Annotated in this window: 16 protein-coding genes and 1 tRNA gene; 12 read left to right on the top strand and 5 right to left on the bottom strand. The window is 63.4% G+C overall.

The window, feature by feature from the left end; genetic code table 11:
• Positions 1-938: FAD-dependent thymidylate synthase (gene thyX, locus OXG98_16490; GenBank protein ID MCY3773605.1), on the bottom strand; the 938-nt coding region annotated here is incomplete at its 3' end.
• Positions 939-1200: 262 nt separating this feature from the next.
• Here thyX and OXG98_16485 point away from each other — a divergent pair.
• From OXG98_16485 to OXG98_16475, 3 genes are all read left to right on the top strand, one after another.
• Positions 1201-2088: a phytanoyl-CoA dioxygenase family protein gene (locus tag OXG98_16485; protein ID MCY3773604.1), complete on the top strand. Its 888-nt coding sequence runs from the start codon at positions 1201-1203 to the stop codon at positions 2086-2088.
• Positions 2088-2939, top strand: a complete 852-nt coding sequence (locus OXG98_16480; protein ID MCY3773603.1) for an SDR family oxidoreductase — start codon at positions 2088-2090, stop codon at positions 2937-2939. Before OXG98_16485 ends, OXG98_16480 begins: the two co-directional genes overlap by 1 nt.
• Before the next feature lie 65 nt (positions 2940-3004).
• Positions 3005-3847, top strand: coding sequence for a glucose 1-dehydrogenase (locus tag OXG98_16475; GenBank protein ID MCY3773602.1), 843 nt, complete (start codon positions 3005-3007; stop codon positions 3845-3847).
• A 77-nt stretch (positions 3848-3924) separates the two neighbouring features.
• Here OXG98_16475 and OXG98_16470 read toward each other — a convergent pair whose 3' ends face one another.
• The 4 genes from OXG98_16470 to OXG98_16455 form a co-directional block, all read right to left on the bottom strand.
• On the bottom strand, positions 3925-5598 hold the full coding sequence (locus tag OXG98_16470) for a thiamine pyrophosphate-binding protein (protein ID MCY3773601.1): 1674 nt from the start codon (positions 5596-5598) through the stop codon (positions 3925-3927).
• 148 nt (positions 5599-5746) lie between these two features.
• Positions 5747-5820 (bottom strand) — tRNA-Met (locus tag OXG98_16465).
• Positions 5821-5858: 38 nt separating this feature from the next.
• Positions 5859-6893, bottom strand: a complete 1035-nt coding sequence (locus OXG98_16460; GenBank protein ID MCY3773600.1) for a Gfo/Idh/MocA family oxidoreductase — start codon at positions 6891-6893, stop codon at positions 5859-5861.
• A 35-nt stretch (positions 6894-6928) separates the two neighbouring features.
• Entirely contained in the window at positions 6929-9307 is a 2379-nt protein-coding gene (locus OXG98_16455) for an ABC transporter permease (GenBank protein ID MCY3773599.1), read from the bottom strand.
• Between the two features lie 181 nt (positions 9308-9488).
• On the opposite strand from OXG98_16455, the gene OXG98_16450 reads away from it, so the two are divergent.
• From OXG98_16450 to OXG98_16410, 9 genes are all read left to right on the top strand, one after another.
• Positions 9489-10355 (top strand): DMT family transporter, encoded by an 867-nt coding sequence (locus OXG98_16450; protein ID MCY3773598.1) that lies wholly within the window; start codon positions 9489-9491, stop codon positions 10353-10355.
• 140 nt (positions 10356-10495) lie between these two features.
• Positions 10496-11908, top strand: coding sequence for a DUF839 domain-containing protein (locus tag OXG98_16445; GenBank protein MCY3773597.1), 1413 nt, complete (start codon positions 10496-10498; stop codon positions 11906-11908).
• 38 nt (positions 11909-11946) lie between these two features.
• On the top strand, positions 11947-12726 hold the full coding sequence (locus OXG98_16440; protein ID MCY3773596.1) for an aldolase/citrate lyase family protein: 780 nt from the start codon (positions 11947-11949) through the stop codon (positions 12724-12726).
• On the top strand, positions 12686-13846 hold the full coding sequence (locus OXG98_16435; protein ID MCY3773595.1) for an Ldh family oxidoreductase: 1161 nt from the start codon (positions 12686-12688) through the stop codon (positions 13844-13846). The genes OXG98_16440 and OXG98_16435 overlap by 41 nt, the downstream gene beginning before the upstream one ends.
• A gap of 79 nt (positions 13847-13925) precedes the next feature.
• Positions 13926-14783: an aldolase/citrate lyase family protein gene (locus OXG98_16430; protein MCY3773594.1), complete on the top strand. Its 858-nt coding sequence runs from the start codon at positions 13926-13928 to the stop codon at positions 14781-14783.
• Positions 14784-14800: 17 nt separating this feature from the next.
• On the top strand, positions 14801-15487 hold the full coding sequence (locus OXG98_16425; protein ID MCY3773593.1) for a nucleoside 2-deoxyribosyltransferase: 687 nt from the start codon (positions 14801-14803) through the stop codon (positions 15485-15487).
• Positions 15488-15583: 96 nt separating this feature from the next.
• The gene (locus tag OXG98_16420; protein MCY3773592.1) at positions 15584-16672 is read left to right on the top strand and encodes an LLM class flavin-dependent oxidoreductase; all 1089 of its coding nucleotides are present in this window, start codon (positions 15584-15586) and stop codon (positions 16670-16672) included.
• Between the two features lie 112 nt (positions 16673-16784).
• Positions 16785-17855 (top strand): LLM class flavin-dependent oxidoreductase, encoded by a 1071-nt coding sequence (locus tag OXG98_16415; protein MCY3773591.1) that lies wholly within the window; start codon positions 16785-16787, stop codon positions 17853-17855.
• Between the two features lie 71 nt (positions 17856-17926).
• Positions 17927-18733, top strand: a complete 807-nt coding sequence (locus OXG98_16410; GenBank protein MCY3773590.1) for a creatininase family protein — start codon at positions 17927-17929, stop codon at positions 18731-18733.
• Positions 18734-18756: the final 23 nt, after the last annotated feature.

The following is an 18756-nucleotide window of genomic DNA, read 5'->3' as shown; positions in this document are numbered from 1 at the left end:
CATCGGTCACCAGACGGCCACGGTATGGCAATGTTCAGCTTCCGCAGCTTGGCTTCGAGCTCATCCCGCTCCCGGCTGCGGCGCAGCTTCCCGGACTTTGAAACGAACCGGTAATTCACCAGCAGATCCCGCACTTTCGCGTCGTCTCCGGCCTGAATCGCCCGGATGATTTCCCAGTCCAGGTGGGTCAGCTGCATGGCGTTCACGCTGTAGTCGAGAAAGGCCTGCCACGCCATGGGGCACCAGGCGGACACGATGCGGTGTCCGATCAGATGGGCGTACTGCCTGATCTCCCACTGGGCGTGCTCGTCCATGCGCAGCAGAAGAAAACGCAGGAGGTTCAGGAGGTTCACCTTCCAATAGGCTTCCGTGTACGTGGAAAGGGGAAGATCCTTGCGCGCCTGTTCCCGGGCGATGCCCGCTTCGATGCGTTCTTCGTAGCGGGCCCGGGCGGCCTCCTGGAGTTCCTGTTCCTTTTTCGTGAAAAACGCCCCCTGTTCCGCGTCGACGAAACCACTGCTGCCCTGGCGGTTGCCCTGCGCCTGGAACCGCCACGCATCGGGCGGCGTGGTCTGCGTCGCATCGATCGCCAGCGAATAGCGGGTGCTGTACTCGTTGACGGAGGCCGTTCGGTGCCGGATCCACTGCCGCCAGCAGTCCATGGGCACCCGGAGATGGAACTTGATGTCGCACATCTCGAAGGGGGTGGTGTGCTGATGCCGCATGAGATAGCGGATCAGCCCCCGGTCCTGGTGGACCTGCCGGGTTCCGGCGCCGTAGGATACGCGGGCGGCCTGCACGATGGAATGATCGCTGCCCATGTAGTCCACGACGCGGACGAAACCGTCGTCGAGTACCTTGAAGGGAACGCCGAGGACCTCGTCCAGTTCGGGAACGGTCGGACGGTCGAGATGCTGCGCTTCGATCTGCTCGGGGATTTCGGGTTCTTCGGACACGGCGTCCCGGGTGTAAGGTGTTGTTTTGAAGATAATGGTCAGCTTGAGACCGATGTCCGAACAGGGGAACGGACTCCGAGACGTTAACGGGGACGCACTCCCATGTCAAGGCATTTTGTGGAACCGGGCGAGGGGTTTCGGACCGTTGTTTTTATCGTTGCGCACGCCATCCGCCGGGCTATCTTCTGGTGCGTAGACGCCTTTAATCCGGATCAGATCACACTGCCTCAGGAGAGTTCCCACCATGGCCGAACAACCGGCCTTTGCGAACATGAGCGAAGAAGAACAGTACCTGTACGACCTGCAGGGTTTTCTGCACGTCCGAGGCTTTTTGACCGAAGAAGAAGTGCGTGCGATGAACGAGGCACTCGACGCCAATCCGGACCGGCTCGGATCCTACGACGGGCCTAACGAGCTCAGCGGCGACTGGACCGGCCGGCCCTTTGAAGGCAAGTACGCCCCCTTCCGGCACTACGAGGGCATGCTTACCTGGCCGCAGCCGTGGTGCCAGCCCTTCCGGGACCTCCTGGCCCATCCGAAGATCATACCCTACCTCAACACCATGTTCGGCCGTGGATGGAAATTCGACCACGGCGTGGACGTGCTGGTCGCGGAAGAGGGCTGCGAAGGACTGAAACTCCACGGATCGGGCAACATGACCTTCAACGGCTCGCGGTACTACCACTATCACAACGGCCGGATGCGGTCCGGGCTGATCGTCTGCCAGTACACCCTGCATGACGTGGATCCCGGCGCGGGCGGACTTTGCGTCATCCCGGGCAGCCACAAGGCCAACTTTGCCTGTCCGGAGAACATCCTTACCTGGGAGTCCAACCAGGACCTGGTTCATCACATCGTCCAGAAAGCGGGCGACCTGGTCATCTTCAACGAGGCCACCGCCCACGGCACACTGCCCTGGCACGGCGATAAAGACCGCCGGACGGCCCTTTACCGATATACGCCCAAGTATCTGCACTATGCCGGGGGGATCTACGAAACCAGCCTTCCCGAATGGACCTCCGAACTGACCGAGGCCCAACGCGCCGTGCTGGAGCCGCCCTACATCTACCACCACCCCCTCGTGGAGGACGACGGCGAAACCGTGGTGCGGCCGCGGAGAGAGGGCGAGTGATGTACAACCTCCATGGCAAAACGGCCCTGGTAACCGGCGCGGGCGGAGAACGTGGCATCGGCAGGGCCGTTGCCGCGCGACTCGCGAAGGAAGGCGCGGACGTCATCGTCAGCGACCGGGTCGCCAATCCCTATCCTGGCGACTCATCGGAATGGGATGGCCTGCCCTCGGTGGTCAGTGAGATTGAGGCGGCTGGGCGCAACGCGGAGGCCATCCTGGCCGACGTCTCGAAGTCGGAGCAGGTGGAAATCCTCGTGCGACGAAGTATCGACCAGTTCGGCCGCATCGATATCCTGGTCAACGGCGCCGGCTCCCTGCCGGGCAAGGACCGTGTCCTCGTGGTCGACATGGAAGAAGAAGCCTGGGACAAGGAGATGAACGTCAACGCCAAAGGTGTCTTCCTCATGTGCCGGTCCGTGGCGCGCCACATGATCGAACGGGGTGGGGGCGGCAAGATCATCAACATAGCCTCCACGTCGGGCAAGATCGGGCGGAAGAGGTTCTCGGCCTACTGCGCGTCCAAGGCCGCCATCATCCGGTTTACCCAGGCCCTGGCACAGGAACTCGGTCCCCACGGGATCAACGTCAATTCCGTGTCCCCCACCGCGGTCGATACGGAACGCTTGGGATTCATCGCCGAGGCCGTGTCGGACGGCGCCGTCCTGGGCAGATCGTGGAAGGACAGCGACGCCCATCGGGAGTTTATCCAGGAAAAGGCCGAAATCTCGCCGTTGGGCCGGGTGGCCCGGGGCGACGACGTGGCCCAGACAGTCGCCTTCCTCGCCTCCCCTGAATCGGACTACCTCACGGCCGTGGACCTGGTGGTGGCCGGCGGCGCCGAGATCTTCTGACCAGCCGCACAATATATCTGGTCCTCCCGGCAATGACGAGATCTTCTGATCAATAAGGAATGCAAATGACGACGCGGAAACCCCGCCTGGACGGTAAAGTGGCCATCGTGACGGGCGCGGGAACCCAGGGCGAGGTGGCGGGCACAGGACAGGCGACCGCCGTGCAGTTCGCCCGCGAGGGCGCGCAGGTGCTGCTGGCGGACCGTAGCGAGGAGAACGCCGGAAAGACTCTGGCCGTCATCGAAGAGGAAGGAGGCACGGCCTCGGTCTTCACCGGCGACGTGACCCGGTCGGACGACTGCCGGACCATGACCGAAACCGCTGTCAACCGCTACGGCGGGCTACACGTCCTCTTCAACAACGTGGGGCTCAGCTATCCCGGCACGGTGGTGGACGTGCGGGAGGAACACTGGGACGAGATCATGGCGGTAAATGTCAAGGCCATGATGCTCGCGAGCCGGTTTGCCATACCGGCGATGATGGAGTCCGGGGGCGGATCCATCATCAACGTGGCGTCCATCGACGGTTTCCGCAGCGGGTGGTCGTACAACATCGCCTACGAAACTTCCAAGGGCGGGGTCATTGCCCTGACCATCAATATGGCGGTACAGCACGGCAGGGACGGAATCCGCGTGAATTGCATCGCCCCGGGACACCTGCACGCATCCTTCACTGCTGGACTCTCGGACGATCATCGGGAACTCCGCCGGCGATCCACGCCGCTGGGCACCGAGGGGACGGCCTGGGACGTGGCCCACGCGGCCATGTTCCTGGCCGGCGACGAGTCCCAATGGATCACGGGGATCACCCTCCCCGTCGACGCGGGTTCCTCCATCGCACTGCCCCTCTCCGTGCTGCCGAGGGACGAAGGCGGCATACTGCCCGACAGCGAGAGCGCCCGCTTCTAAGCGAGGGCGCGCACATCCGCTTCTAAACGACGGTCGCGCATCCACTTCCGACCGACAGCCTTCCCGATCCGTCTGTCTCATTCGGGTAAATACGCGGTCGGCGCCATGGCGTCGATATCGGTGGCCACGTCGACTACGACGGGGCCGTCCGCCGCTACCGCTTCTTCAAGCGCTGACCGGATCCGCGCCGGATCTTCCACGCGTATCCCCTTGCCCCCCATGGATTTTGCCACCTCGGCAAAGTTGACGTCCTCGAAGACCCACAGATCGTCCGATCCCTGGTCGCGACCGCCGCTCGCCCCTTCGAATGCGTCCCGGCACTGGTTGAAGGAGCGGTTGTTGTTGATCACCGTGACGGTATGGATGCCGAAACGCACGGCCGTCTCCAGTTCGCCCAGGTGGTACCAGAATCCACCGTCGCCCGTGAAACAGATGACGGGCCGTTCCGGCGCCGCGCACCTGGCGCCCATGGCCGCGGGGAAGGCCCAGCCCAGGGACCCGGCGCAGCGCAGGTAGGTCTGCCCGGGATGCGTGATCTCGATCATGGTGCCCGTCCAGATACCGGCGTGGCCCGTATCCGATACGACGATGGCGTCCGATGGAAGGAAGTCGGTAATCTCCCGGCACAGCCGTTCGGGCCGGATCGGCACGGCGCCGGACCGGAGCAGTCCGTCGAATTCGGCCCGCCAGTTCCCGGCGAGTTCCCGTACCCGCCCTATCCAGGCCGGTCTTTCCGGCACGGGATTCACGGCTTCGAACAGACGCTCCAGCGTCACTTTCGCGTCACCCTGGATGGCGACTTCGGCGGGATAGTTGCGGCCGATCTGGGAAGGATCCATGTCAATCTGAATGACCGGCGTCCCCGGCCGGGGAATCTGCCAGAAGTGGGTGACCTGCCCGCCCGTGTGGCTTCCCACGAAGACCACGAGATCCGCCTCGGCGACCACCTCGTTGGCGCACTTGCGGGAATAGGTGCCCGCTACGCCGGCCGAAAGGGGATGTCGTTCGGGGATCGTTCCCTTGGCATTGAGCGAGGTCGCCACGGGAACCGACAGCTTCTCCGCCAGGCGGACGACTTCGGCCTGCGCGCCCGAAGCGGTGACCCCGCCTCCGGCGACCAGCACCGGCCGTTCGGCCCGCGCTATGCGTCTGGCCGCTTCCGCTACGCGGCCCGCCTCTGGTTCGGGACGAAAAGGCGGGTATTGACGGAATGAAGATTCGACGGTCACATCGACATCGAGTTTAGACCCCGCCGCGATATCGCCGGAAAGGCCCAGGACATCCAGGTGGACCGGGCGGGGCGCGCCCGTGGTGGCTTCGCGGAAGGCCTGCCGCAGCAGGAAAGGCAGCTGCTCCACGCCGTCGACGTAGGCGTTGAACTTGGTAACCGGATCGTAAAGGGAACGATGATCGACCTCCTGGTAGGCCTGCTGGTAGAGGTAATGGGGCATCCAGCGGCCCGTGAGGGCGATGACCGGCGAACCCGCCAGCCAGGCATCCTGGAGTCCAGCGGCGAGATTGGCGGCGCCCACGGACTGCGCCATGGCAATGCCCGGACCGCGGGCAACCCGCGCGTATCCGTCCGCCATGTAGGCCGCGGCCTTTTCCGAATGGCACCGGATCCGTCGGATGCCCAGTTTTTCCATTTCCACCAGGGCGCCGTCGAGGATGTAGGGCACGTGAAACACGGCCCTGATCCCATATCCGTGCAGCATCTCCGCGATGTACCGGTAACCGGTCATTTCAGGCATGGGCGTTCCTTTGCTGATATTTCAAGACAAGTTCGAGACAAGCGGTCCGTCGGAGGATCCGGACGGTGGAATCCGGAGGATCCGGACGGTGGAAGGGCACAAACAAAAAAACAGGGACGGTTCGAAAACCGCCCCTGATCCATCGTAGTAGCGGGGGGAGGATTTGAACCTCCGACCTTTGGGTTATGAGCCCAACGAGCTACCAGACTGCTCCACCCCGCGTCGTCTTTAGTTTTAATATACGGATCGAGCGGATGCTGTCAACCGCTTTTTGCCGAATGGGGCGCGTCCGTCATCGCCGAACCATCGGTGATGCCGCACCCTGCGAAGAGGGCTCGATGCACCGCCATATCGTGGTCCAGGGTATAGTCCGGCTCCTTCGCGCCGGATATGCAGGCCGCGAGCTCGGTCAGCAACGAAGGCGGTCCCGGCGGCGTGGGTACGGTGATATCCTGCCAGCCCGCGTCGTACTGCTCGAAGGGCCGCTCGAGGGACAGCGTCAGGTTGTTCGAACCCGTTGGCGTGTGGATGGCCGTTCCTCCCGTGCCGTAAAGCTCTATGCGCCGGGTCAGCCCGCTTTCCACGTGCATCGACGCGGTGTCGATCGTCCCCAGGCCGCCGTTGTCGAACTGGTGTGCGACCACCGCGTTGTCCACGTGCTTCCGCTCGCCGTGATGCCTGGCGTGCGTGGCGTTCACCTGCCCGGGCACCCCCATGAGCGTCACCATGATGTCCACCAGGTGGCCGGCCATCTCGAAATAGAGGGAGCCCTTGTACCAGTCGAGTTCCTCCACCAGCCGGGCGTGGTAAGCCATGGGCTTCGGGATATGGCCGCGGTAGTAAAAGGGTTCGCCAAAAGCGCCGGCACGGTTCAGCCGGATCATTTCCGCGATAGCGGGGTTGTACCGCCACATGTACGCCATCTGGAGATGCAGGTCCTTGCGCCGCGCCGTGTCGTGCAGCCGTTCGAGCAGAGCCATGTCGACGCCCGCCGGTTTCTCGAGCAGCACGTGCTTGTCCGCCTCGAGCGCCCGCTCGGCGTAATCGAGGTTTTCCGATACGCGGCCCTCGCAGATGATCGCCTCCACTTCGCTGTCCAGCGCCTGTTCCACCGATTCGAAGACGGGGATGTCCGGGAGATCGTCCGCCCAGTCTCCCAGCTTCGTCTCCCGGATCGCGGGGTCCGGTTCATAGGCACCCACGAGCTGGAACTCGTCCGGGCGGCTCGCGGCGTCGCGGATATGCATCACCGTGTGGCTGTGCCACAGGCCCAGGTACGCGAATTTCAGGGGCATCGGAGGTTCCTTTCCGTGGCCGCGAAGGACACGGCTCACTGCTGCGTGTTCTGGATCACTTCGGCCGGCTTCATGCCGGCGGTTTTCAGCGTCTCGCGGGCTACCATGGCACAGGTCAGAACGTATATGGCCAGCACGGGCAGGGCAACCAATAACGGGGACACATCCGCCCGGTACGCGTATTGGACGATCCAGAGATTGTACACATAGTAGACCACGGGAAGCGCGATGACCAGGGACAGGACGACGGACCGTGAGATGGCCGTGACGTTCATCCGGACGATGTCCCCGGCGGAGGCGCCGTGGATCTTGCGAATGGCGACTTCCCGAATCCGGTTGAGTGTAAAAAACACCCCATAGTTGTAGATACCGGCAACGGCCAGGGCGAAGGCGACCAGGGCCAGCAGAAGGAGCGTGTCCAGGATCTGCCGGTCGCTGCTGTAGAGTTCTTCGAGCCTGGAATCCAGGAAGAAGTATTCGAACCTGATATCGGGCAGCAGTTGCCTGAAAGTGTCCGAAAGATCGTCCAGAGCGGCCTCCTGTTGCGTCGGCTCGATATCCACGATAAGGTGAGTCAGGCTCGAATCCATACGCGGATAACTCAACATAAGGGGTTCGATCGCATGATGGGCCGACCAGATGTGGAAATCGGCTACAACGCCCACGACGCGCACCCTTCCCACGATGTCCTGCACGGTGCCCAAGTCGTCCTCGTCCAGTCCGACCAAGTTGAAGGCAGTTTCGTTCAACAGGACTGTATTAGGCAACTCGTCGTCTTCCAAGTATCTACCGTGAAGCATTGGGACTTTGAGTGTCTCCAGGAGGTTGCGACCTATGACAAGCACCCCGATCTCCAACTGGGTTTCGGATCCCCTGTTTTCTAAAGGGACCCGCAACAGGGGGAAGAATCCCGGGTGACCTCTGGAGGAGCCGGCACTGACCACGTGGGGACTTCTTTCGAAACCCTCGGCAAGCCGCTGGTGCCAGCCGGAGGACACGGGTGCCGGAATCACGACCTTGTTCTCTTTCTCATACCCCAGCGACTTAGCGGTCAGGTAGGCCACCTGGTTGTAGACAAGGCCGGTCAGTAACAGCAAGGCAACGGATATGGCGAGCTGGAAGAAAAGCAACCCCTTCCTCAGCGAGTTGGCGGTCCAGGATCCGGACACCCGGTTCGCCATCATGTCGACCGGGCTGATCCGGTAGAACACGAAGGACGGGCAGATACCCGAAACGAGTCCAATTACCAGGAGGGCGAGCCCCAGGAACCCGATGTACTCCACGCTGACCTCGGAGCGCGAAAGATGCTCGAGGAGGGGGATCCCACTCGCCCGCAAAATCAGTACGCATACGATCGAGGTGGCCACGGCGACAAGGCAGTTCATCAGGGTCTCCACGACGAACTGACAGACCACCGCCGACTTGCCCGCCCCGAAGGACTTCCGCAGGCCCATTTCCTTCAACCGCCGAACCAGGTGGGCGATGTTGATGTTCACATAGTTCGCCACCGTCATGAACGATATCAGCACCAGATACACCAAGGCGAAATATACGTAGTTGACATCCCCCTTGACCTGCCCCCCGAAAGCGTGCGGCGAAAAGTAGATCTCGGACATGGGTTCGAGGGTGTATATATCGGAATGATCCCCAGGGACGTAGTCGGAAGGGAATGCTTCCAACTTAGCGAGGAAACCGCGCAGGGTATCTTCCCTGCCGTCGATCAGCAGTACGTAGGTCAGGAACTGTTTCATCATCCAGCCGAGATCGGAGCCCCGGCCGACCAGATTGTCGGGTAACGTAGCGAAGGAAAAGAAGGCGTCCGGCTGCAGATGTGAGTTACGGGGCACGTCATCCATGACGCCGACTACTTCCACGGAACCCGATCCCGACCTCCGGTCACTATAATGCAACAGTCCTCCCAATGGATTCTCATCACCAAAGAATCTCACGGCCATGGTACGGTTGATGATCGCGGTGTTCGGCCGGCCGAATTCTGCCAACGTCGCCGGCGTAACGGGCCCGAAAGAGAACACGCCGAACATGTCAGGTTCAGCGTAGGCGACTTTGAATGCACCGGAGTCAGCTTGTTCATCGGGAGACGTACTCAGTGGCATGGAAGGGCTATAGTAGATGCGAACGGCCGATTCTACTTCCGGATAGGCCTCCGCGAGCGTCGGGGCAAGCAGACTGGAGGTCGTGGCAAACGTGTAGTCAAAATCGGGTTTGGTCACCAGTGCGCGGTAAATCCGGTCACCCTTCTCGTGAAAGTCGTCGAAGGACGATTCGAAAAGGACATAATTCAGCCCGAAGATCACCACGATGAAGTTCAGGGTGAATCCGAAGACGTTCACGGCGAACACGCCTCTGCTCTTCGCGATTTGCCGGATCGCGGACAGCATGTAGTGGATGATCATTGGGTCGACTTTCTGGTGCTTTCTTCCAAGCCGGGCCGCAGGAATCTATTAGCGGAGAATCGACCCGGGCCACTGGATGGCAGAAACGGGAATCCTCTGAATGTTACCTGACCTTTCACGCGCGTCAAACACATTATACCTTTGACACCCCGGCGGTTTCCATCCATATAGGAATCCATCCATGTCCACTGAACTCTTCGTCTTCGTCCTGCTCTCCGCCGTACTGCATGCCACCTGGAACTTCGTAGCCCGCCGAAACGCCGGGGACCTCACCGTGTTCTGGTGGTCCCTGTGGGTCAGCGGCCTCGTGCTTCTTCCTTTCGTGGCGGGCGTGGTCGTTTCGCAGGGCACGGCGGGATTCCTGTCGATGATGGCGGACGGCTGGTTGTTTATAGTGGCTACGGGAATCATTCATGCCTTTTACTTCCTGCTGCTGGCCAGGGCCTACCAACACGGCGAGATCTCCCTGGTATACCCCATCGCCCGCGGCTCCGGGATAGGTCTCACGGGTTTCCTGGGATGGCTTCTGCTCGGTGAATCGCTGACGCCCTTCGGCGTGTCCGGCATAGCCCTGATCTGCATCGGCATACTGTCCCTGGGCGTACCTGTCCTCATGTACGCGCGGGACGCAAGGCACGGCTTCGTCTCGGCGCTGGGGGTGGGCGCCACGATCGTGAGCTACTCCCTCGTGGACAAAGTGGGCGTGAGTATCGTCCATCCCGTCGTCTATATCTTCGCCATGTTCATGCTGAGCGGTGCGCTGGTCACGCCGATGGTCGCCGCCCGCGACCGCGGACGTCTCTGGCGGAAACTGGCGGAGACCTGGCGTGCCGCGGCCCTGATCGGCGTCGGATCCACCGCGGCTTACCTGATGATCCTGTTTGCCATGACCATGGGGCAGGTGGGCTACATCGTCGCGCTGCGGGAGTTCGCCGTGGTCCTCGGCGCCGTGCTGGGATTCGTCTTTCTGAAAGAGCGGGTCACCCCGATGAAAGTGTGCGCGGTGTTGATGATCGTCGCCGGACTGGTATGCATAAAACTGGGATGAAATTTGATGCGAAATACCCCGCAACGCACCTTGATTTTGTGGGCCGTCTTGACTACATTGCCTATCGATTCCCATAGTGGCTCGACACATCTTTCGCTTCGCCGCTGGTTGCGGGGTAATGATAAAGGAGTTCTGCGCACGTGTCCCGACTGACCCGCCGTTCCTTCATTCGCAATACCGCCGTATCCGTTGGAGCTTTGACCGTCGGCGCCTCGGCGCTGCAGGGTTTGATCGCCCGCCGGGCACGGGCCATGGCCGACGGGTTCGCCCACCTTGTTGCGCCCCGCGGGGAAGGGGGATACGGACCCCTGTCGCCCGTGCCATCACAAAACACGGGGGAAACCCTGCTCGAGCTGCCGCCGAGATTCTCCTATACCGTCTTCGGCAAGAAGGGCGGCCTCATGTCGGACGGCCATCCCACGCCGCCCGCCCACGACGGCATGGCCGCCTTTGACGCGGACGGGATGATCCGGCTCCTGCGCAACCACGAAATCAACACGGGCAAACCGGTCGAGGCCATCGGCGACCGGGCCGCGGCTTACGATCCCACGGCGCCCGGCGGCGTCACCACGCTCGTCGTCGATCCCGGGACCCGCGAACTGGTCCGCGATTTCGTCAGCGTGGGCGGGACGCTCCACAACTGCGCCGGCGGCCCCACGCCCTGGGGCACCTGGATCACATGCGAAGAGACGACGATGGGGACGGACCGGTTCTTCAGTTCGCGCTGGCTCCAGTACCTGGGCGGATACGACAGGGAGCACGGGTACTGCTTCGAAGTGCCGGCCGATGCCGAGGAGAGCGTGCCGGCCGAACCCCTGACCCAGATGGGACGCTTCGTCCACGAGGCCATAGCCGTCGATCCCGCCACCGGCTACGTGTACGAAACCGAAGACCAGAATCCGAGTGGTTTCTACCAGTACATTCCCGATTATCCCGGGGAGCTTGCCCGGGGCGGACGCCTGCGCATGCTCGCCGTCAAGGACAGGACCGGGTACGACACGCGCAAAGGGCAGACCATGGGCGCTTCCCTGCCCGTGTCCTGGGTGGAGATCGAAGACCCCGATCCCGCGGGGGCCGGTCTGGACCGGAACCTGGTCTACAAGGAAGGGGCGGACAAGGGCGGCGCCTCCTTCGACCGTCTGGAGGGATGCTGGTACGGCAACGGCCGCATCTTCTTCACGGCGACTACCGGGGGCGACGAGCGCCTGGGACAGGTCTGGGAATACCGCCCCGAGAGTCCGGACGAAGGTGTGCTGACCCTCCTGTTCGAGTCGCCCGACGCTTCGCTCATGGCCGCGCCCGACAACGTCTGCGTGAGTCCCCGCGGCGGACTTATCATCTGCGAAGACAACCGGGACGGCATACAGCACATCCGGGGCCTGACGAAGGACGGGCGCGTATTCGACGTGGCCCGGGACGTCGCCGGCATCGCCTACCGGGGTGAATTCGCCGGCGCGACCTTCAGCCCGGACGGCGAGACCCTCTTTGTCAACATGCAGCGGCCCGGACTGACCTACGCCATCTGGGGACCGTGGCGGGAAGGCGCCGTCTAGACCGTCCAGGCCGTCCAGGCCCGCCCAGGGAGTACGACTTGTTTTCCAGGGAAATCAGAGCGTTCAGAGAACGGCTTGCCGGCGGCGAGCTCTGTCTCGGCCCGGCCGTGACCTTCACCGATCCGGCCGTAACCGAGGCGCTGTGCGATTCGGCTGATTTCATCTGGATCGACACCGAGCACACGGCGATGAACCTGGAGTCGGTCACGCGGCACCTGATGGCTGCGCGGGCGGGGCGCACCGCCGCGCTGGTCCGGGTGCCTTCAAGTACCATCGGGCACGTCAAACCCATCCTCGACGCCGGCGCTCCCGGCATCGTCGTCCCGCAGGTCCGCTCCGCCGCCGAGGTGCGGCACGTGGTCGACGCCTGTCGTTACCCGCCCGCGGGAGACCGGGGATTCGGACCCCACCGACCCTCCAATTACGGTCGGGCCTTCTCGGACATCGACGCCTACGTGGACGACATGAACCGGGACCTCTTCGTCTCGGTTCAGATCGAACATGCCGAGGCCTACCGGGAACTGGAGGAAATCGCGGCCATACCCGGCCTGGACAGTCTGGTCATCGGCCCCGTGGACCTGAGCGGCTCGATCAGCACCCTGGGCCGACTCGAGGACGACGAGGTCGTGACTGCCATGGAGCGCATCATAGACGTGGGGCACGAGGCGGGCCTCTCTATCGGCATGGGCATGGGATCGCAATACGCCTTCGGCCGGCGCTGGAGCGACCGGGGTGTCGACTGGATACAGGTCGACTGCGACTACAGCTACCTGATCAGTGGTTTCGAACGGGTCGCCGCCGGAATCCGCGGCGGCTAGAAAGGCACCGGCACTGAGCACCGACGCCAACCAGGCATCCACGCAGGAAAAGCTCTACGTCCTGCGAACACCGGCCGAACCCCTGGCGGATTTCTGCACGGCGGCGATGGTCGAAGCGGGATTGTCGGAGGCCGACGCCCGATTGACCGCCGACGTGCTGATCCGCACCGACATGCGGGGGATCTACACCCACGGCACGGTTTCCCTCCGGCGCTACGTCTGGATGATGCGTGACGGCGGCATCGACGTTGGCGCGTCGCCCGAGATCACGGACCAGGGTCTCGCGTGGGCGCGGATCGACGCCCGCCGGACCGTGGGCATGGTGGCTTCGCACTACGGCATGTCGGTGGCCATCGACAAGGCCGCGGCGTGCGGGATCGGCATGACCACCGTCCGGCGGAGCAATCACTTCGGCGCGGCGTCGGCCTATACGCTCATGGCCCTTGAACGGAACATGATCGGGATCGCCATGAGCAACACCGACGTGGTCATGAACATCCCGGGCGGGCGTGGCGCGGCGATCGGCAACAATCCCTTCTCCTACGCCGTCCCGGCCCGGTCTCAGCCGCCGATCGTACTGGACATCGCCATGAGCACCGTGGCGGGGGGCAAGGTGGCCTCGTACCAGGCCCGCGGCGAACCGCTGCCGGAGGGATGGCTCACCGATGCGGAAGGGCTTCCCACGACCGATCCCGGCGTCTTCACCTTCACCGGGGCCCTGACGCCCTTCAGCGGCCACAAGGGATACGGTCTCGCGCTTTTCGTGGAGTCCCTGGCCGGGGTCCTGGCCGGCGCGGGGGTCACCACGGATATCGTGTCCTGGGGGAAGGTGACGGACGCGACCTGCGACGAGGGCCACAATTTCATCGCCGTGGACGCCGGCGCCATGATGCCCGTGGATGCCTTCTACGACCGGGTGGACGAACTCGTCCGTCGGATGCGGGAAGCGCCGAAGGCGGCGGGGGCGGACCGTACCTACGTCCCCGGCGAGATGGAGCACGACAGCGAAGCCGTTTCCCGGCGCGAGGGCGTGCCGCTCACGCGCATGGCGGCGGAGAACCTCAAGGGGCTGGCGGAAGATACGGGCCTGCTGGATCGTCTACCCTTCGAACAGTCTTGAAGCGCATCGATCGCTGAAGCAAGGAGCGCGGCTGGTCATCGGGATTGACGCACAGACGACAAGCTGAAAGGACCACGAAATGCCCAGCGTAAACCGTGCCGTGGAACTGCTCAAGCGGGGCCAGCCCATTTACTACGGCGGCGCCGGCGAACTGAGTTACGAAAAGGGCGTCGAAGCCTCCGGGCGATGGGAGGACTACCTGGTCGTCGAGATGGAGCACGGCCTCTTCGACCTGCCGAGTCTCAAGGCTTTCATGACCGGCCTGGTGGATGCGGGGCCCACGTCCGGCGGACACCTGACGCCCTGCATCATCGTCACGCTGCCCACGAACGGCACCAGCGAGGCGGTCATGCGGGCGAACGCCTGGATGGTCAAGCAACTCCTGACCCTGGGCGTGCACGGGATGCTGCTTTGCCACGCGGAGACGCCGGGCGCGGTGCGAGCCTTCGTGGAAGCCGCCCGGTATCCCTTCCAGACCCAGAGCGTGGGAGCCGGACTCGAAGTGGGGCAGCGCGGGTCGGGGGGCCAGGGCTTCGCGGCCGGCGCGTGGGGACTCGCCGTCCAGGACTACGTGCAGAAGGCCGACGTCTGGCCTCTGAACCCGCATGGGGAGTTGATGCTCGGCCTCAAGATCGAAAACCAGCGTGCCCTGGCCAATGTGGAAGAAAGCCTGCGCGTGCCCGGCATCGCCTTCGCCGAATGGGGGCCGGGCGACATGGGGATGTCCTTCGGATACCCGGACGGCCACGATCCACCCTATCCGCCCGAGATGATCGCCGCGCGGGCCGCCGTGCTGAAGGCCTCCAAGGCCAACGGCGTCGCCTTCCTGAACGGGGTGACGCCTGACAACGTGACCGACATGATCGACGAGGGCGTGATGGTCGCCAACGCGTCCCGGGAGGCGGCCGAAATCGGAAAACGCCATACCGGAAGGTAAGCGGACCGCGCCTGACCATGACCACTTTCACCGTGTACTTCGCCGGCGATCTGTTCGACCATAAGCATCTGGCCGGCAACGCCATCCTCGCCGACGCCGTCGACCGGCGGTCCGGGGGACGTTACGCCTGCGTCGTGCCCCAGGACCTCGAACAGGCCACGGGCCGGATGGTCGACATACGGAACCAGGACCTCATGCAGGTCATGGCCTGCGACCTGGGTCTGTTCAACTTCGACGGGACCGACCTGGACTCGGGCACGGTGGTGGAGTTCATGACGGCCAAGATGCTCGACATACCCACCGTCCTCCTGCGGTCGGATTTCCGGGCGTCCGGAGACCAGGAACGGGAAGGCGACGACTGGAATCTCATGTGTTCTTTCTATCCCAGGACGAAGAAGGTCCAGTTCAACGCCATGGCCTGGTACCAGGAAGCGAGGAAGGCGGACGGTCCAGGCGGTCCAGGCGGTCCAGGCGGGCCGCCGAACCGCTGGAAGGATCGGCTCTACAACCGGATCGCGGACGCCGTCATCGAAGGGCTGGACGCGGTACGGACCGTACCCTCCACCTTCGGCGATGACGAAGCGCGGATCAGGACCGTCTATGCATGGGCGGCGCGGTTTCCCGGCAGCGGATTCGACGCCCTGTGCGGACCCGAATTCATAGAGCAAACGATCGAAAACAAGCGCCGCAAAGGGCTGTTGTGACCGCAGGAGTTGTTGTGACCGTCAGGGACTGCTGTAACCCCGGCATCAAGGCGAAGTCGGGCCGGACCGGAATTCAATGAGAAAAGGGAGAACAGCATGATCGACTATGGCATGTTCCTCATGCCGGTGCATGATCCGACCAAGCCTCCGGGGCAGTGCTACGACGAAGACATGGAACTGCTGGTGCGATCGGAGGAGCTCGGGTTCAGCGAGTTCTGGATCGGTGAGCACCACTCGTCGAGCTACGAGAACATCGTCATGCCCGAGATCTTCATCGGCAAGGCCCTGGGACTCACCAGCCGCATGCGGCTCGGCGCCGCGCCCGTGTGCCTGCCCTACCACCATCCCGCCCACGTGGCCGGCCGCCTGGCCTTCCTGGATCACCTCTCCCACGGCCGGTTGAACATCTGTTTCGGTCCCGGCGCCATCCCGACCGACATGGAGATGTACGGGATCCGCCCCGAGGACTCCGGCGCCATGGTGGGCGAGGCGATCCAGATGATCATGACCCTGTGGACGACCGATCCACCCTACGACATCAACGGACGTTTCTGGCAGATGCACGTGGGCCGGGAAGTCCGCGAAGACCTGGGCATGGGGGTTTACCTGAAGCCCCTGCAGAAGCCCCATCCTCCTCTGTCTGTCCCGGTGATCATGCGGGATTCGGCCGGGACCCGCATCGCGGGACAGAAGGGCTATTCTCCCTTCAGCCACCACATGGTCGCGGCCAACGTCCTGGCGAACCACTGGGAGACCTACGCCGACGGCGCCCGGTCAGCGGACCAGGAACCGGACAGGCGCAAGTGGAAGATCTCCCGCAACATCTTCGTGGCGGAGACGACGAAGGAAGCCCGCGAACATGCCCGGAACAACTCCCTGGGCAAGTGCCTGGACTACATCATGCAGCTCACCGACCTGGGACCGGGACGGGGGCTGTGGAAGCGGGACCCGGACATGCCCGACTCGGAGTGCACGCTGGACTACATGATGGACGAGCAGGTCATCGCCGGCGACCCCGACGAGTGCGTGCGGCAGCTGCACCGCATGATGGAGGAGACGGGCGAATTCGGCACCTTCATCATGACCGCCCACGACTGGGACGACAGGGCGGCCTGGATCAACTGCCTCGAGCTCTTCGCGAACGAAGTCATGCCGAGGTTCAACCGGTCGCTGGGCTACGCCTGACTACGGCGGGCGGTTTTCGCGTGAATGAACAGAAAGCTGGCGCCGAAAACACGGCTGGCTTCCCCGCAAAAGGCGGGAACGAGGCGCCACCAACACTACACTGGAGAAAAACATGAAATACGGGATGTTCATCATGCCCTTCCACGACCCGGTCAAACCGGCGGCGCAGTGTCACGACGAGGACCTGGAGCTGATCGTGCGCTGCGAGGAACTGGGTTTCACCGAGTTCTGGATCGGCGAACACCACACCATGAAGTACGAGAACATCGTCCTGCCCGAGGCCTTCATCGGCAAGGCCCTGGCCATGACCCACACCATCCGGCTCGGCACGGCGCCCACCTGCCTGCCCTATCACCATCCGGCCCACGTGGCCAGCCGGCTGGCCTTCATGGACCAGCTCTCCCACGGGCGTCTCAACCTGTGCTTCGGTCCGGGCAGCGTGACGTCCGACCTCGAACTCTACAAGATCGATCCGAAGCTCAACAGCGCCATGGCCGTCGAATCGGCCGAGATGATCCTGCAGATCTGGAGCCAGGACCCGCCCTATCACCTGAAGGGCCGCTTCTGGGAGATCGACCTGGAAGAAAACGTGGACCACGACACGCTGATCGGCTACATCCACAAGCCGCTGCAGCGGCCCCACCCGCCCATCTGCGCACCGGGGATGAGCATGAACTCCTCCACCATGAAGACCGCCGGCGAGAAGGGCTGGTATCCGATCAGCGCCAACATATCCACGAGCAACGTGGTGGCCGACAACTGGCGGGTGTATGAGCAGGCGGCCCTGGGCGCCGGACGGACGCCCGACCGCAACGACTGGCGCGTCTGCCGCAGCATCTTCCTCGCCGACAGCAAGGAAGAAGCGGCAGCGAAAGTGCGCACCAACTCCCTGGGAAAGGGCTTCGAATACCTCGGCGGCCTCTTCGACCAGGGCCTGGGCCGGAAGATGCTCAAGCGGGACCCGGACATGCCCGATTCGGAATGCGACCTGGACTACCTGATGACGGAACAGATCATCCACGGAGACGTGGACGAGGTGGTCCGCCGGCTGGACCTGATGCGTGAGGAGACCGGCGATTTCGGCACGCTGATCCTCATGGGGTACGACTGGGACGACAAAGATTCCTGGCTCCACAGCATGGACCTCTTCGTGAACGAAGTCATACCGCGTATGAGCGCGTGACACGGACGGTCCTGGCCGAGTCCCGAACAACGTTCCAGACTTACGGAAAGCGCACTACTGAAGGAGCAGCTATGAAAGGCCCGCCCCTCCCCTACCGCTACGATCACTACACCTGGGTCGAGCTGAAAGAAAAAGTCAAGGAACAGCCCGCCGTCATCCTGCCCGTCGGTTCCACGGAAGACCACGGCTACCACATGCCCATGGACGTGGACACCTTCCTGGTGAGCAGCGTGTGCGAAGGCGCCGCGAAGCTCATTCCGGACGAGGTGCTGATCCTGCCGGCCCTGCCCTACGGCTTCGAAGACCACCACATGGACTTCCCCGGGACGATCACGGTGCGGGACGACCACCTGCAGGATTTCGTCGTGGACATCACCCGGAGCGTGGCCCACCACGGATTCCGGAAGATCCTCATCGTCAACGGCCACGGCTCCAACGCCACCATCCTCGAAACGGCGTCGCGGCGGACGGTCATCGAAACGGACGCCCACTGCGGGACGCTCAACTGGTGGAGCATGGCCCAGTCCACGTTGTGGGAGATCGGCGACTCCGAACTGCAGTCCCACGCGGACGAGATCGAGACCTCGGTCTACCGCTACCTCAACGACGACGCCATCCAGATGGACAAGGCGGTGCGCGAGGTGAAGATCCCCGTGTCGAAGTACTACTGGCGCGGCTGGATCCGTGGCAAGGGGGCCTCTCCCCTCCGCATGATGGACCAGTGGTCCCGGATCACCGAGTCCGGCGTCATCGGCGACGCTACCGTGGCCACGGTGGAGAAGGGTGAAAAGCTCTACCGGGCGGCGGCAGAAGAACTGGCCGCCCTGATCCGGGAGTTCCGCGAACTGCCCATCGAGCCCAGGGTCGACCGGCATTGACGCATTGCCGTCGAGTTCGCCAT

This window comes from Gemmatimonadota bacterium (assembly GCA_026706345.1).
Taxonomy (GTDB): Bacteria; JAAXHH01; JAAXHH01; order JAAXHH01; family JAAXHH01; genus JAAXHH01.
Note: the sequence above shows the minus strand (reverse complement) of the source record. Positions and strands in the feature narration are given on the sequence as shown.